Below are 14,985 nucleotides of genomic sequence, written 5' to 3' on the forward strand. Positions count from 1 at the left end.
CGTCTTCCGTAGGGTGGAGATCGATGCGAGCACGACCGATCTCCCGCGCGGCGCTGGTGGAGGAGCTGGCCGACCGGGTCGGCGGGTTCCCGCGCGACCGCTGGGTGCGGGTGGCCGTCGACGGCGCGCCCCCGGCCGGGCCGGGCGCGCTGGCCGACGAGCTGGTGGCCCCGCTGCGGCTGCGCGGGCGCGAGGTGCTGCGGGTGTCGGCAGACGACTTCCTGCGGCCCGCGTCGCTGCGGCTGGAGTACGGCAGGACCGACCCTGACGCGTTCCACGACGACTGGCTGGACGTGGGGGCGCTGCTGCGGGAGGTGCTGGAACCGCTGGGGCCCGGGGGTTCGGGGCGGGTGCTGGCGAGGCTGTGGGACAGCCGGGTGGACCGCGCCTACCGGGAGCCGTACCGGGTGCTGCCGAGGGGCGGGGTGCTGGTGCTGGACGGGACGCTGCTGCTCGGCCGCGGCCTGCCGGTCGAGCTGAGCGTGCACCTGTGGCTGTCGGAGGGGGCGCTGGCGCGGGGCACGCAGGAGGAGGAGCGGTGGCGGCTGCCCGCCTACCGCAGGTACGAGCGTGAGACGCGCCCTCAGGAGGCGGCGGACGTGGTGGTGCGCGCCGACCATCCGGAGCGGCCTGCGGTGCTGTTCACGGGTTGAGCCGGGCCGGGCCGGCGGTGCTGTTCGCCGGCTGAGCCTGGCCGGCGCCGGTCGGCGGTCGGCGGTCGAGCAGGGCCTCGATCTCGGCGATGGCCTGCTGGTTGTGGTGGAAGCGCACCGCGTGCAGCCCGGCCGCGCGGGCGCCCTCCACGTACGGCTCGTGGTCGTCGAGGAACACCGCCTGCCCGGGCGCGACGCCGAGGCGCTCGCAGGCGAGGTGGAAGATGCGGGGGTCGGGCTTGGCCACGCCGGCCTCGTGCGAGTAGACGAGCACGTCGACGAGGTCGCCGAAGCCGTACGCGGCCTGTTCGCGCGCGGTGGCGCCGACGAAGCTGTTGCTGACGATGCCGGTACGGCAGCGGGGGCGCAGGCCCCGGAGGTAGGCGGTGAGCTCGGCGTTGAGCGTGCCCAGGTACTCCTTCCACAGGTCGGCGAGGTAGTCGCCGGTGTGGGGGCCGAGGAGGGCGGCGAGCCTGGTCTCGACGTCCTGCTCGGTGACCGCGCCGATCATCCCGGCGGCCCAGACATCGCCCATGTGGACGCCGATGCCGCCCGCGGGCAGCCCGAGCCTGGCCTCCCAGGCGTCGTTGACGCCGAGGCGCGGCGTGATCTCCAGGACTCCGCCGATGTCGAAGATGACTGCTTCGATTTTCACGGCCTTAGATTGTGAAGTCATTCAACCACGATAACCCACGGAGCTGTCTCCCACGAGTACTGGAAAACGCGGCCGCGGCGGCGTCACACTGGGGCGATGATCCCGAGCAACTGGTACAACATCGTTCCAGATCTACCCTCGCCGCCCCCTCCGCCGCTGCATCCCGCCACCAGGCAGCCGATCGGACCCGAGGACCTGGCGCCGCTGTTCCCCGCGGAGCTCATCGCCCAGGAGGTGAGCACCGAGCGGTACATCCCGATCCCCCAGGAGGTGCTGGACGTCTACCGGCTCTGGCGGCCGACCCCGCTCATCCGGGCCCACCGGCTGGAGAAGTCGCTCGGCACGCCCGCCCGGATCTACTACAAGTACGAGGGCGTCTCCCCCGCGGGCTCCCACAAGCCCAACACGGCCGTCCCGCAGGCGTACTACAACGCCAAGGAGGGCGTCCGCCTCCTCACCACGGAGACCGGCGCCGGGCAGTGGGGTTCGTCGCTGGCCTTCGCCTGCGCGCAGTTCGACCTGGAATGCCAGATCTGGATGGTCAAGGCGTCGTACGAGCAGAAGCCGTACCGCCGCTCGCTCATGAAGGTGTACGGCGGCACCGTGCACGCCAGCCCCTCCACCGTCACCAACGCGGGCAGCAAGGTCCTCGCCGACGACCCCGACTCGCCGGGCAGCCTGGGCATCGCCATCAGCGAGGCCGTCGAGGTGGCCGCGTCCACCCCCGACGCCCGGTACGCGCTCGGCTCGGTGCTCAACCACGTCCTCCTGCACCAGACGGTCATCGGCGAGGAGGCGCTCGCCGAACTGCCCGAGATGCCCGACCTCGTCATCGGCTGCACCGGCGGGGGCTCGAACTTCGGCGGGCTGGTCTTCCCGTTCATGCGCGAGAAGCTGGCGGGCAACCTGCGCACGGAGTTCCGCGCCGTGGAGCCGGCGGCCTGCCCGTCGTTCACGCGGGGCACGTACGCGTACGACTTCGGCGACACGGCGGGCCTGACCCCGCTGATGAAGATGCACACGCTGGGGCACGACTTCGTCCCCGACCCGATCCACGCGGGCGGGCTGCGCTACCACGGCATGTCGCCGCTGCTGTCGCACATGTACGAGCTGGGCCTGTTCACGGCGGTGACGCGGTCGCAGCGCGAGTGCTTCGAGGCGGGCGTGCGCTTCGCCCGGACGGAGGGCATCCTGCCCGCGCCGGAGCCGACGCACGCGCTGGCCGAGGCCATCGCCGAGGCGCTGCGCTGCAAGGAGACCGGCGAGGAGAAGGTGATCCTGACCGCGCTGTGCGGCCACGGGCACTTCGACCTCGGCGCGTACGACCGTTACCTGGCGGGCGACCTGGAGGACTTCACGCTCCCGCAGGAGCGCATCGACGAGGCGCTCACGCACCTGCCCGGGTAGGGCGACCGCCGGACGCGCGGCCCCGCTCGCCGCGGGGCCGCGCTTCAGCGTGCCGTGGGACGCTTCCCGTGGTTCGCCCTCTTCTTCTTGCGCGCCTTGCCCTTGCGTGCTCGCCTGGCCATGAGCCCACCTCCGGGGATCGGAACCTCACCATCTCTCCTGCCCCGGCGCCGCACAAGTGATACGACCGATCTAACATTCCCCAACATAGGCGTGTCATAATTTGGTGGAATCTGTTGGAAGGAGCGGGGCGGTGCTGGCACAGCAGCGGCAGCAGGCGATCCTCGAACGGGTGCGCAGCAGCGGCGGCGTCCGCGTGGCCGACCTCGTACGCGAACTCGGCGTGTCCGACATGACGATCCGCCGCGACCTGGAAGTGCTGGCCGAGCGGGGGCTGCTGGAGAAGGTGCACGGCGGCGCCACCGCCATCGGCCCCGGCTCCACCGAGGAGCCCGGCTTCACCGCCAAGTCCGCGCGCCAGCAGCCCGAGAAGGAGGCCATCGCGCGGCGCGCCGCCCAGCTCGTGCACCCCGGCACCGCCATCGCGCTCTCCGCGGGCACCACCACGTGGGCGCTCGCCCACCACCTCACCACCGTGCCCGAGCTCACCGTGATCACGAACTCGATCCCGGTCGCCGAGGTCTTCCACCGCAACCCGCGTCCCGACCGCACCGTCGTCCTCACCGGCGGGGTCCGCACGCCCTCCGACGCGCTCGTCGGCCCGGTGGCCGTCGCCGCGATCAGGCGGCTGCACGTCGACACGCTCTTCCTGGGCGTCCACGGGATGAGCGTGCGCGCGGGGTTCACCACGCCGAACCTGCTGGAGTCCGAGACCGACAGGGAACTCGTGGCCGCGGCGCACCGGCTCGTCGTCCCCGCCGACCACACGAAGTGGAACACCGTCGGCATCAGCACGATCGCCGAACTCGCGGAGGCGGACGTGGTGGTCAGCGACGCGGACCTGCCCGCGGAGGCACGCAAGGAACTGGCCGAACGGGCCGGAGAACTGATCATCGCGGAGGGCTCGTGAAGCGCACCATCACCCACCTGGCCGACGGCCGGGAGCTCATCTACTTCGACCGGCGCGACGACGCCGACCGCGGCGCCGTGGACCGGCGACCGCTGGATCCGCGTCCGGTGGCCTCCGAGCTGCGGTACGACCCGCTGACGGAGGAGTGGATCGCGATGGCGGGACACCGGCAGACCCGGACGTTCATGCCGCCGCCCGACCAGTGTCCCCTGTGCCCGTCGTCGGAGACGCGGGCGTCGGAGATCCCGGCGTCCGACTACGACGTGGTGGTCTTCGAGAACCGCTTCCCCTCCTTCTCCGGAAATTTTGGGACTTATGCGGATGCGGGGGGTCTGAGCGAGGTGCGTCCGGGTGTGGGGCGGTGTGAGGTGGTGTGCTTCACCTCGGACCACTCCTCGTCCTTCTCCCAGCTCTCGGACGAACAGGTCGAGCTGGTCATGGAGGCGTGGGCCGACCGCACCGCGGAACTGTCCGCGATCGAGGGTGTGGAGCAGGTCTTCTGCTTCGAGAACCGGGGCGAGGAGATCGGCATCACCCTCACCCACCCGCACGGGCAGATCTACGCCTACCCGTACGTCACGCCGAGGACGCGGCTCCAGCTCGACGCCGCGTCGCGGCACCGGGGAGGCAACCTGTTCGCCGACGTGCTGGCCGCCGAGCGGGCCGCCGGCGTACGGGTGGTGGCCGAGAACGAGCTGTGGACCGCCTTCGTCCCGGCCGCCGCGCGCTGGCCGTTCGAGGTGCACCTCTACCCCCGCAGGCAGGCGCCCGACCTCGCCGCGCTCACCGAGGAGGAGCGCGCCACGTTCGCGCCGCTCTACACCTCCGTGCTGCGTGCCCTGGACGGGTTGTTCGGGGTGGCGATGCCGTACATCGCGGCCTGGCACCAGGCTCCCGTACGGTGGCGGCGCGACCTGGCATACCTGCACATGGAGCTGTTCAGCATCAGGCGGGCGCCGGGCAAGCTGAAGTATCTGGCGGGCTCGGAGTCCGCGATGGGGGCGTTCGTGAACGACGTCCTGCCGGAGGAGGCGGCCCGCATGCTCCGATCACAAATCGATCACTAATAGATTTCTCCTTGGAGTCGCATTACCTGTGATCTACCACTAATATCCCCTCATGCGCGGCCAAAATCGGTCGTTATGCCTAATCCCGGGCGTGTCGCCCGGGAGCCGGGGGCCCACCGCACCTGGGGTGAATCCACTTCGGTGGTAGGGCAGCTCCCTTGCCCGAACCCGTCAGCTAACCCGGCCGGCAGAGGGAGAGGAACCATCACGTGGCGGCTTCGTCCCCCGCGAATCATGCCCGTCTCGTACATGCCGTCTGTCTCATCGCCGCGGCCACCGTCGCCCTGACGCCCACCGCCCCCGCTGCCGCGGCGCCGAAGCCCACCGAGAAGCAACTCCGCGCCGAGCTGAAGAAGCTCAACGGCAAGGTCGACAAGCTGATCGAGCAGTACAACCTCAAACGGGTCGACCTGGCCAAGGCCCAGGAGGCCGAGAAGGCCGCCAGGCGGCGCCTCGCCGACGCCGAGAAGGCCCTGTCCACCGCCGAGCAGCGCGTCGCCGACATCGCCAGGCTCCGGTACCAGGTGGGCGACGCCTCGCTGCCCACCGTGCTGCTCCCCCAGGCCGGGCAGAGAGCCGCCGTCCTCGAACAGCTCGCCGCCGAGCAGCAGGCCGTCATCCAGAGCGTCGCCAAGGCACGCGACGACGGGAAGCGCGCCGCCGACGAGGCCACCGCCCTCGCCGCCGGCATCCGCGCCGACGCCGCCGAGGTGGCCACGCAGCGCGACGAGGCCCAGGACGTCATCGACGACATCGAGAAGAAGCTCAAGGACCTCGTCCCGTTCTCACCCGGCCGCCGCCCCGACGGCAGCTGGGCGCCCCAGCTGCCGACGGGCTCCGACAACATCACGCCGCGTACCAGCGCCATGCGCGGCCTCATCCAGAAGAACTTCGCCCTGCCGTTCACCGTCGGCTGCTTCCGCTCCGGCTCCAGCGGCGAACACCCGCTCGGACGCGCCTGCGACTTCATGATGAGCTCCGGCGGCACCATGCCCACGGCCGCCGACAACGCCCTCGGCGACCGCATCGCCGCCTGGGCCCTGCAGAACCGCACCAAGATCGGCGTCAAGTACGTCATCTGGAAGCAGCGCATCAACTCCGGCTCCGGCTGGCGCCCCATGTCCGACCGCGGCAGCATCACCGAGAACCACTACGACCACGTCCACATCTCGATGTACTGAAAGCAGGGGGTGGCGGGCGCCGCTGCTCTCAGCGGACTCCCGTGAGCTTCTCCGGGTTGGTGACCGAGTAGACGGCGGCGATGCGGTCGCCGTCGGGCGTGAGTTCCACGACGACCACGGCGAGCGGGCTGTCGCCGGAGAAGACGAGCGCGCACGGGTCGCCGGCCACCCGCCGGTAACGCAGGTCCACCTCCCCCGGGGACAGCGTCGCGGCGACCGACATGAACAGCGCGGCCACCTGGTCGCGGCCGTGCACCGGGTGCAGGCTGGTGGCGGGCCCCTTGCCTCCGCCGTCGGTCCACAAGGTCACGTCCGGCGCCAGCACCTCGAGCAGGGCCCGCAGGTCGCCGCCGAGGGCGGCCGCGGCGAACCGTTCGGTGACCTGGGCGTGGACGTCGGGCTCGGCCCGGTGACGGGGACGGCGCGCCTGGACGTGGCGGCGCGCGCGGGCCGCGAGCTGGCGGACCGCGGCCGGCGTGCGGCCGAGGATGTCGGCTGTCTCGGGATGGCTGAAACCGAACACCTCATGCAGCACGAACACCGCCCGTTCCAGCGGCGACAGCGTTTCCAGCACCACCAGCACCGCCATCGACAACGACTCCGCGCGCTCGGCGGTGGCGCTGGCGTTGTCCTCGGCCGTGACCAGCGGCTCCGGCAGCCAGGGGCCGACGTAGGTCTCCTGCCTGCGGCTCAGGTTCGCGCGCCGGGCGAGTGCCTGGTTCACCGCGATACGCACCAGATAGGCGCGAGCGTTCTCGACCGCTCCGGCCTCCTGCCCGCGGTGCCGGGCGGACCAGGCCAGCCAGACCTCCTGCAGCGCGTCCTCCGTGTCGGCGACGCTGCCGAGCATGTTGTAGACCACCGAGAACAGCAGTTCCCGGTAGCCGAGGAACTGCTCGGTGACGGCGTCGGTCGCGTGCCGTGGGGTCGATGTCATGGCGTGCCTCCTCGTTTGCCGTGACCGAAGAGTGTCCCGACGTGCCGAGTGTGACATGACCGCCTCGGACGTGATCTGCGCCACGGCCGTGGGCCGCGATGTCACACTCCCTGGCCGGCATCCCTCTCTGGTGGCGTCCAAGGATTCACGACCCAGAGGGAAGATCTTCGATGCGTACACTGATCCGCGACGTCAGGGTGTTCGACGGCGAGCGCACCATCGCGACGGCCGACGTGGTGATCGAGGACGATCTGATCGCCGCGGTCGGCGCCGGCGCGGACCGCCCGGCCGATGTCGAGATCGAGGGGACGGGCAGGACGCTGCTGCCCGGGCTGATCGACGCGCACACCCACGTGTTCGACGGCAGCCTGGCGCAGGCCCTGCGGTACGGGGTCACCACCGAACTCGACATGTTCTGCCTCCCCCAGATCCTTGAGGGGCAGCGGCGGCTGGCCGCCGACAACGACGACGTGGCCGATCTCCGCAGCGCCGGCACGCTGGCCACCGCGCCGGGCGGGCACCCGACGCAGCTGCTCGCGGCCCTGGCGGGCACCGTCCTGAGCGGGCTCGACGCCGCGGCGATCGACTTCGTCTCCGATCCCGCGCAGGCGCCGGCCTTCGTCAAGGCCCGGCTGGCCGAGGGGGCCGACTACCTCAAGATCGTCATCGACGACGGCACCGTGCACGGGGCCGAGCTTCCCGTGATGACGGCGGACATCGCCGCCGCCCTCGTCACGGCGGCACACGAGGCGGGACTACAGGTCGTCGCTCACGCGATCACCGCCTCCGAGGTGGAGATCGCCCTCGACGCCGGCGTCGACGGCCTGGCTCATGTGTGGACCGACCTGGCGCCGGACGACCCGGCCTCCCAGCGACTGGCCGAGCGGGTTCGCAGCCAGGGCGTCTTCGCGGTGACCACGCTCGCCTACTTCGAGGCGATCACCGCGCAGCACGTCGAGACGGCCGACTGCGCCCGTCCCGGCAGCTCCGTCAACGCCGTCGGCGCGCTGCGGGCCCTGCGCAGCGCGGGCGTGCCACTGCTCGCCGGGACGGACGCCACCCCGTTCGTCCCTGCCCACGGCGCCGGCATGCACCGGGAGCTGCAGCTGCTGACCGAGGCAGGGCTCAGCGCCGAAGAGGCGCTCGCGGCCGCGACGAGCCTGCCCGCGCGCCACTTCGGGCTGGCCGACCGCGGCCGGATCGCCCCTGGTCTCCGCGCGGACCTGGTGCTGGTCGAAGGCGACCCGACCCGCGACATCACCGCTACCGGCTCGATCGCCGAGGTCTGGCGCCGCGGAACGCGCCAGACCCGCTAGGAGCGCCCGCCCAGCGTGGCGCGCCGACTGACGGGCCTCCCGGTACGGCAGCGTCGGCCTGGTCCTCGACGAGGCCAGGCCGACGCATGACCGAAGGCGATGCGCTCATCTCCGAGGCCGGCCGGGCATCGGGCGCGTCTCATCGCCGTCGTAGCCGTGCCGTGCCCCAGAGGCGGGCGGCGACCACCGTCAGGCCCGCCGCCGCGGCCGTCACCAGCCAGATCATGAACGTCGGGTAGAGGTAGGCCAGCTGGATCCACGCGGCGTCGCGGCCGCGCGCCAGGACGCGATGGATCGGCGCGATCGTCGCGCACAACGCGATCGGCACCAGGTACGGCGCCAGCCGCCACAGCTGCCACCCCCTGCGGCGCGCGGCCCACCGCCGAGCGCGTACGGTTCCCCGCGCCGCGAGCCCGACGGTCACCAAGGTCAGCAAGGCGAAGAGCGCGTCGGTGAGGACCAGGGACTGCGTGGAGGGCGGCCGCGGAGTGCCGCCTTCGATGATGGCGATGATGCCGGTCATGAGGGCGTGGGCATCGGAGAACGCCATGCCGGTGTTGGCCATGACGGCGATGCCGTAGCCGGAGTCCGGCATCAGCACCTGGTGGGCGGTGGAGGTGAAGAGGTCTCCGCCGTGCTCCAGCACGGGGGTGCCGCGTTCGGTCCTGCCGACGTACCAGCCGAGGGCGTACTCCTTGTTCGGCTTCGACGGCGTGCGCATCTCCCTGACGGCTCGCGGGGACAGCAGGCCAGGGAGTCCGCTGTTCTGCGCGATCAGCCACCTGGCCATGTCGCCGGCGGTGCTGAGCACCCCGCCCGAACCGTTTCCGAATCCTGTGGGCTCGGGCAGAGCGAGGGCCTGGCCGAGGACGTACAGGTGGCCGCGGGCGGTGCCGGGCAGGTCGCGGTCGGTGTTGAGAGTCGTGCTGTGGCGCATGCCGAGGGGCTCGAAGACGTGCGCGGCGAGGTAGGCCGCGAACGGCCGGCCGCTGACCACTTCGACGAGCCGGGCGGCGACCTGGTAGTTGGTGTTGTGGTAGCTGAAGGCGGTCCCGGGCTCCGCGGCGAGCCCGGCCGTTCTGAGCCGGGCCACGGCGCCCTGGAGCGTGTCCGGTTGAGGCAGGCTCTTCTCGCGGAAGGCCGAGTCGGCCATGCCCGAGGTCTGGTCGAGCAGCTGCCGTACGGTGATCTTCGCGGCCCGGGGGTCGGCCATCGTGAACTCGGGCAGGTAGCGGCGCACCGGCTGGTCGAGGGCGAGCTCGCCCTTCTCGGCCAGCTGCATGACGGCCAAGGCGGTGAAGGACTTGCTGACCGAGGCCACCGCCATGGGGGTGTCGGCTGTGACGGGCTCGCCCGTGGCGGTCTTGCCGTATCCGGCGGCGTGGATGACGCTGCCCCCTTTCGTGATCGCCACCGCGACGCCCGGCAGGCCCGTGGCCGCCCGGTATCGCTCGACGTAGGCGTCGACCGACGCGGGGGCCGGCGTGAGGATGCTGGGGACGACGGTGAGGCAGATGGCGGCGAGGGCGGTTCTGAGCACCTGCCGAAGCTAATGACGCCCCTCACCCCTCCGCCATGGGGGGAAACCTCCGCGTCTGTTACGGGAAACCGCTATGAACGCGCAGGTGATGCGCTGCCTAGACTGCAGGCCGTGTCAGGTCGACGTGGTGCGCGCACCTTGATGGGAGTTCTGGCGGGCGCGGTCCTCGGCGTGGTCGAGCTGGTGTTCCTCTGCGTGGCCGGTCCTGTTCGCCTCATCCCGGCGACGCGGCCCACCTGCGACCGGATCGCGGAGCGGCTGCTGTCGCTCGAACGGTTACGACTCGCCAGGTGGTTGGGGCATCGGACGGTCCCGGCCGGTGGCGGGTACGGCTTTCTCGCCGTGCGCGCCGTCGTGGGACTCGTGGCAGGGTTCGGCGTGGCCGAGGGGCTGTTCTTCAGCGGCCTGCTCCTGTTCGGAGGGTTGTGGGACCTGCTGACCGGCGAAAGCGAGTCCGTGCCGATCGACCTCCCCGGCGTGAACGTGATCAGCAACGCCGGCGTGGTGGGGCTGCTGACAGGGGGGTTCCTGCTCGGGCTGACCCTGGCCGGAATGCTCGCCGCCGGCGCCGCGGAGGGGCGGCTCGCCGACCGGCTCCTCGGGCCGAGCAGCCAGGAGCGGATACGCCGGCGCATAGCCGAGCTGACCGCCACCCGGTCCGACATCGTCCGGGCCGTGGACGAGGAGCGCCGCAGGATCGAGCGCGACCTGCACGACGGTGTCCAGCAGCGGGGGATCGCGCTGGCGATGCTGCTCGGTCGCGCGCAGCACGCCGCCGACCCGGCCAAGGCCGGCGAGTTGGTCGCCCAGGCCTACACCGAGTCACGCGAGCTCCTGGACGAGCTGCGCAGCGTGGCCTGGCGGATCTACCCGACCGCGCTCGACGAACTGGGGCTGCGTGCCGCGCTCGCCGGCGTCGCCGAGCAGTCCAGCGTGCCGGTGACCATCCGTTACGGGCTGGTCGAACGGCCCGTCTCCGAGATCGAGACCGCCCTGTACTTCGTCGTCCGCGAGGCGATCAGCAACGCGATCAAGCATGCGGGCGCGCGTGACATCCTGGTCGTGATGGAGGAGCACGAGCAGGTCGTGAGCGTGGCGGTCTCCGATGACGGCGCGGGTGGCGCCGACCCCTCGGGCGGAGGGCTGTCCGGGCTCGCCAGGCGCGTCCGGGCGCTGGACGGCGTGTTCACCGTCGACAGCCCGCCGGGCGGGCCCACCAGGATCGCGGCCACGCTGCCCAAGGAGGTCCCGTGCGGGTGATCCTGGCAGACGACTCGGTACTGCTCCGCGAAGGGCTGACGCGGCTGCTCGCCGACGCCGGGCATGAGATCGTGGCCGCCGTCGGCGACGCGCGGGCGCTCCTTGAGGCGATCGATGAACGTCCGCCCGACGTGGCGGTGGTCGACGTACGGATGCCGCCGACGCACACCGACGAAGGACTGCGCGCAGCGCTCGAGATCCGCGAGCGCCACCCGGGCGTCGGCGTGCTCGTCCTGTCCCAGTACGTGGAGAAGACCTATGCGGCCAGGCTCCTCGCCGGCGACGCCGCAGCTCTGGGGTACCTGCTCAAGGACCGCGTTTCCGAGGTGGCCGACTTCCTCGACGCGCTGGAGCGGATCGGTGCGGGCGGTACGGCCTTCGATCCCGAGGTGGTCCGCCAACTGCTCACTCGTACCGTTCACACTGCCCCGCTGAGCAGGCTGAGCCCGCGCGAGACGGAGGTGCTGCGGCACCTCGCCCAGGGCTACGTCAACACGGCGATCGCTGAACGCCTGCACGTGTCGCTGAGCACTGTCGAGAAGCACATCCACTCGCTCATGGACAAGCTGGAGCTGCCGCGCGACGCCGGCTACAGCCGCCGGGTGCTGGCCATCCTGCGCTACCTCGACGATTAGGTGCCGAGCGCCACGGAGCGCCTGGGTCCTCGGCATGCCGCCATGGCCGACCTGGCCGCGGCGGTCACCGTCCACGAAGGTGTGGGTGCCGCCGAAGCGAAGCCGGCCGCGCCGGCCGCGCCGGCTGACCGGCGCCGCCGGTGGTCGGGCCGGCCACGTCCCGGGTCCGGGCCTGCCGCCGGGAGCCGGCGGGTGGGACCGGTCAGGTCTTCTTGCGGGTGCCGCGGGGCTGGGCGGCGGTGGTCGCGGGGACCTCGCCGTTGACCCCCCGGTGGGCCGGGGAGTGCTCCAGCGCCTTCATGATCTCGGGTGCCAGGGCTTCGGCGAGCGCGGGTGCGAGCGCGTCGGCCAGGGCGTTCGCGATGGCGTGGGTGACCAGGAGCCGTTCCATGGTCGAGGTCGCCGACGGGCTGCGCGAGGCGGAGGCGATGGCGGTCTCGATCAGGGCCGTCATGGGGTCGCCGCCGCGTCCCCTGGCCTTGGTGGACTGGCCGGCTTCGGTGAGTATGTCGCGGATGAGGTCGTCGATCAGCGACTCCGCCGGGTCGTGTTCGGGTGGCTTGCCGGCATCCTCCGACGCCATGGGGTGCTCCTCTGCGGTTGGTGTGAACCGTCGCCCGGCCGCGTACGCGGCCGGGGACGGCGTCCTTGCGTGTGGTCCTGCGCGTGCTTCCTGCCCGGCGTCTGCCGTCCGCGCCGTGGTCGGGCGCGTGTCCTTGCGGCGGTGCGCGGCCGGCTAGCGGCAGGCGAGCGCGGCGAGCAGCAGGGGGTTCTCGACGACGCCCTCGCTGCCCTCCTCGCGCCGCCGCATCAGCGTCGCCAGCAGCAGCGGGTGCTGGATGATGCTCTCGCCGCCCTCCTCGCGGCCCCGCATGAGCGCGGCCAGGAGCAGCGGGTGCTGGACGATGCTCTCGCCGCCGCGGGAGCGGCGGCGCATGAGCGCGGCCAGGAGCAGCGGGTGCTGGATGATGCTCTCGCCGCCCTCCTCGCGCCGCCGCATCAGCGCGGCGAGCAGGAGCGGGTGCTCGAGGATGGAGCCGTCGCCGCCCTGCTCGCGGCGGCGCATCAGCGCGGCGAGCAGCAGCGGGTGCTGGATCATGCTCTCGCCGCCCTCCTCGCGCCGCCGCATCAGCGCGGCCAGGAGCAGCGGGTGCTGGACGATGCTCTCGGCGCCCTGCTCGCGGCGGGAGGCGAGCGCGGCGAGCAGGAGCGCCTCGAAGGCGCGCTCCTCGCCCTCACGTTCGGGTGTTTCAGTACGCTCGGCGCGCTCCGCGGTCGTGGTCATGGTGTTCCCTTTCAGCGTCGGTGATGCGCCACTACTTTCGTAGGAGACATCCCGCTCAGTACCCCCGGCCGGTCGGCTCCATTCGGGTACGGAATTCGCTGGAAAAGACGTCGGACATGGCCTTCTTGCCATTTCCAGGCCATCTTCGGGTGAGCCCGTGAGCCCGACATGACCACGCGTCTTCCGAGCTCAGGAGGGTGGAGGACGGCGAAGGCCAACCCGGTCGGAGTTTCCCGGAAGGACGGGGTAACGACCGCGAACAGATCAGATCGGGCGACCGGATACCTGTTTCGGAAACACGGGTGATAAAGCTCAGGGAAGACGTTGGAGGAGGGTTTTGGGGGCTACCTGGCGGTAGGCGTCGGTGACGAGTTCGGCGATTTCCGTCCAGTCGGGGTGCGTGTCGAGGCGGACGCCGAGCCAGCCCCTGTGTCCGACGTACGGCGGCCGGAAGAAGCGGTCGGGGGCCTCGGCCACCAGTTCCTGCTGGGCGCGGGGCGGCGCGGCGCACCAGAAGGCGACGCGGTCGTCGTGGTGGTGGTCGGCGAACATGACGAACGTCTTCCTGCCCCGGACGAACCAGGTGGGCTCGCCGTGGCTGAGCCGCTCGGTGACCTCGGGCAGCGCGAGGCAGAGGGCGCGCAGCCGCTCCAGCACGTCGGCGGCGGGCGCGGGGACGGCGTCCACGGCGTCAGCCGGTGAGGGTGAGCGGGTTGACGAGGTCGGCGTAGACGAGCAGGCCCGCCATGACGATCATCACGAGCGCGACGGCGTACGTGAGCGGCAGCACCTTGGCGATGTCCACGTACTTGGGCTCGGGCCGGCGCATGATCCTCGCCCAGGCGCGCTTGATGCCCTCCCAGATGCCGCCGGCGATGTGGCCGCCGTCGAGCGGGAGCAGCGGGACGAGGTTGAACAGGCCGACGGCGAGGTTGAAGCCGGCCAGCAGGTTGACGAAGAAGAAGAGCTTCTTCTCGTCGGACAGGTCGGAGGCGAGGATCTCGCCGCCCATGCGGCCCGCGCCGACGACGCCGACGGGCCCTTCGGGGTCGCGCTTCTCGCCGGAGAAGGCGGCGTGCCAGACGCCGACCATCTTCTGCGGCAGGTTGAGCAGCGAGCCCGCCACCCGGGAGGTCAGTTCGCCCATGTAGGCGGGCACCTGGCTGAAGCTCTGCCGCTGCATGGCCTCGGTCGGCATGACGCCGAGGAAGCCGACGTTCTTCTCGATCTTCGTGGGGTCGTCGGGCTTGGGGCGGTCCTGGGCGATGAGCGTGACGTTCAGCGTCTGCGGCTTGCCGTCGCGGACGATGCCGATGACGGCCGGCCCGGCGCCATGGGAGCGGATGAGGCGGGTGGCGTCGTCCCAGGTGGCGATCTTCTGGCCGTCGAACGAGACGAGCCTGTCGCCCGGCTTCATCCCGGCCTGGGCGGCGGGCGTGGGCCTGTCGGTGGGCCGGCACTCGGTGCGCTGCTCGGAGAGGGGGATGACGCAGGTGTTGGTCTGCGGGGAGACGACGGGCGCGTAGCCGGGCAGCCCGATGCCGACGAGCAGGACGGTGAAGAACACGAAGGCCAGCACGAAGTTCATGGCGGGACCCCCCGCCATGATGATGATCTTCTGCCACCACTTCTTGCGGTAGAAGACGCGGTCCTCGTCGCCTGGCCGCACCTCTTCCTGCGCGGCGTCGCGGGCGGTCTCGATGAGCGCCTGGAACGGGCCGGTGGAGGCGCTCCTGAGCTTGCCTGGCTCGTCGCCGGGCCGGGGCGGCAGCATGCCGATCATGCGGACGTACCCGCCGAGCGGGATCCACTTGACGCCGTACTCGGTCTCGCCCTTGCGACGTGACCAGGCCGTGGTCCCGAACCCCACCATGTACTGCGTCACCCGGACGCCGAACAGCTTGGCGGGCACGAGGTGGCCGATCTCGTGCAGCGCGATGGAGGCCATCAACCCGATGAAGAAGATGACGATTCCCGCGACAAAGAGCAAGTTCATCAGGGCGCGCTCCAGGCAGACGA

16 protein-coding genes and 1 riboswitch are annotated in these 14,985 nt (G+C 71.4%); of the genes, 8 read left to right on the forward strand and 8 right to left on the reverse strand.

The window, feature by feature from the left end; genetic code table 11:
* Window positions 1-23 precede the first annotated feature (23 nt).
* Window positions 24-653 (forward strand): nucleoside/nucleotide kinase family protein, encoded by a 630-nt coding sequence (locus BMX74_RS37775; protein WP_055510404.1) that lies wholly within the window; start codon window positions 24-26, stop codon window positions 651-653.
* Here BMX74_RS37775 and BMX74_RS37780 read toward each other — a convergent pair.
* Window positions 643-1,308: an HAD family hydrolase gene (locus tag BMX74_RS37780; protein ID WP_091105267.1), complete on the reverse strand. Its 666-nt coding sequence runs from the start codon at window positions 1,306-1,308 to the stop codon at window positions 643-645. The genes BMX74_RS37775 and BMX74_RS37780 overlap by 11 nt on opposite strands.
* 96 nt (window positions 1,309-1,404) lie before the next feature.
* Between BMX74_RS37780 and BMX74_RS37785 the strand changes: the two genes are divergently transcribed.
* Complete coding sequence (locus BMX74_RS37785; RefSeq protein WP_055510401.1) at window positions 1,405-2,715, forward strand: TrpB-like pyridoxal phosphate-dependent enzyme; 1,311 nt, start codon at window positions 1,405-1,407, stop codon at window positions 2,713-2,715.
* 44 nt (window positions 2,716-2,759) lie between these two features.
* Here the strand turns inward: BMX74_RS37785 and BMX74_RS46805 are convergent, their stop codons facing one another.
* The gene (locus tag BMX74_RS46805) at window positions 2,760-2,924 is read right to left on the reverse strand and encodes a 50S ribosomal protein bL37 (RefSeq protein WP_420538159.1); all 165 of its coding nucleotides are present in this window, start codon (window positions 2,922-2,924) and stop codon (window positions 2,760-2,762) included.
* Window positions 2,925-2,968: 44 nt separating this feature from the next.
* Between BMX74_RS46805 and BMX74_RS37790 the strand changes: the two genes are divergently transcribed.
* From BMX74_RS37790 to BMX74_RS37800, 3 genes are all read left to right on the forward strand, one after another.
* The gene (locus BMX74_RS37790; protein WP_055510400.1) at window positions 2,969-3,745 is read left to right on the forward strand and encodes a DeoR/GlpR family DNA-binding transcription regulator; all 777 of its coding nucleotides are present in this window, start codon (window positions 2,969-2,971) and stop codon (window positions 3,743-3,745) included.
* The gene (gene galT, locus BMX74_RS37795; protein WP_091105269.1) at window positions 3,742-4,812 is read left to right on the forward strand and encodes a galactose-1-phosphate uridylyltransferase; all 1,071 of its coding nucleotides are present in this window, start codon (window positions 3,742-3,744) and stop codon (window positions 4,810-4,812) included. The genes BMX74_RS37790 and galT overlap by 4 nt, the downstream gene beginning before the upstream one ends.
* Window positions 4,813-4,878: 66 nt before the next feature.
* Window positions 4,879-5,016, forward strand: a riboswitch (cyclic di-AMP (ydaO/yuaA leader).
* A gap of 5 nt (window positions 5,017-5,021) precedes the next feature.
* Window positions 5,022-5,993 carry a coiled-coil domain-containing protein gene (locus BMX74_RS37800; RefSeq protein ID WP_177227660.1) on the forward strand — a complete coding sequence of 324 codons (972 nt, stop codon included), beginning with the start codon at window positions 5,022-5,024 and terminating at the stop codon, window positions 5,991-5,993.
* Between the two features lie 28 nt (window positions 5,994-6,021).
* Here the strand turns inward: BMX74_RS37800 and sigJ are convergent, their stop codons facing one another.
* Window positions 6,022-6,930 carry an RNA polymerase sigma factor SigJ gene (gene sigJ, locus BMX74_RS37805; RefSeq protein ID WP_055510394.1) on the reverse strand — a complete coding sequence of 303 codons (909 nt, stop codon included), beginning with the start codon at window positions 6,928-6,930 and terminating at the stop codon, window positions 6,022-6,024.
* Window positions 6,931-7,100: 170 nt separating this feature from the next.
* On the opposite strand from sigJ, the gene BMX74_RS37810 reads away from it, so the two are divergent.
* Window positions 7,101-8,246, forward strand: coding sequence for an amidohydrolase family protein (locus BMX74_RS37810; RefSeq protein WP_091105271.1), 1,146 nt, complete (start codon window positions 7,101-7,103; stop codon window positions 8,244-8,246).
* Between the two features lie 139 nt (window positions 8,247-8,385).
* Here the strand turns inward: BMX74_RS37810 and BMX74_RS37815 are convergent, their stop codons facing one another.
* Entirely contained in the window at window positions 8,386-9,786 is a 1,401-nt protein-coding gene (locus tag BMX74_RS37815) for a serine hydrolase domain-containing protein (RefSeq protein ID WP_091105273.1), read from the reverse strand.
* Window positions 9,787-9,927: 141 nt separating this feature from the next.
* Between BMX74_RS37815 and BMX74_RS37820 the strand changes: the two genes are divergently transcribed.
* Complete coding sequence (locus BMX74_RS37820) at window positions 9,928-11,046, forward strand: sensor histidine kinase (protein ID WP_091105274.1); 1,119 nt, start codon at window positions 9,928-9,930, stop codon at window positions 11,044-11,046.
* The gene (locus BMX74_RS37825; RefSeq protein WP_055510387.1) at window positions 11,037-11,681 is read left to right on the forward strand and encodes a response regulator; all 645 of its coding nucleotides are present in this window, start codon (window positions 11,037-11,039) and stop codon (window positions 11,679-11,681) included. The genes BMX74_RS37820 and BMX74_RS37825 overlap by 10 nt, the downstream gene beginning before the upstream one ends.
* A gap of 202 nt (window positions 11,682-11,883) precedes the next feature.
* Here the strand turns inward: BMX74_RS37825 and BMX74_RS37830 are convergent, their stop codons facing one another.
* From BMX74_RS37830 to BMX74_RS37845, 4 genes are all read right to left on the reverse strand, one after another.
* Window positions 11,884-12,264: a hypothetical protein gene (locus BMX74_RS37830; RefSeq protein ID WP_055510385.1), complete on the reverse strand. Its 381-nt coding sequence runs from the start codon at window positions 12,262-12,264 to the stop codon at window positions 11,884-11,886.
* 153 nt (window positions 12,265-12,417) lie between these two features.
* Window positions 12,418-12,966, reverse strand: coding sequence for a hypothetical protein (locus tag BMX74_RS37835; protein ID WP_055510382.1), 549 nt, complete (start codon window positions 12,964-12,966; stop codon window positions 12,418-12,420).
* A gap of 312 nt (window positions 12,967-13,278) precedes the next feature.
* A complete protein-coding gene (locus BMX74_RS37840; RefSeq protein WP_055510381.1) occupies window positions 13,279-13,653 on the reverse strand; it encodes an MmcQ/YjbR family DNA-binding protein in 375 nt (124 codons plus the stop codon).
* 4 nt (window positions 13,654-13,657) lie between these two features.
* Entirely contained in the window at window positions 13,658-14,962 is a 1,305-nt protein-coding gene (locus BMX74_RS37845; protein WP_055510379.1) for a M50 family metallopeptidase, read from the reverse strand.
* Window positions 14,963-14,985: the final 23 nt, after the last annotated feature.

Source organism: Nonomuraea pusilla (genome assembly GCF_900109355.1).
In the GTDB taxonomy this organism is placed as follows: domain Bacteria; phylum Actinomycetota; class Actinomycetes; order Streptosporangiales; family Streptosporangiaceae; genus Nonomuraea; species Nonomuraea pusilla.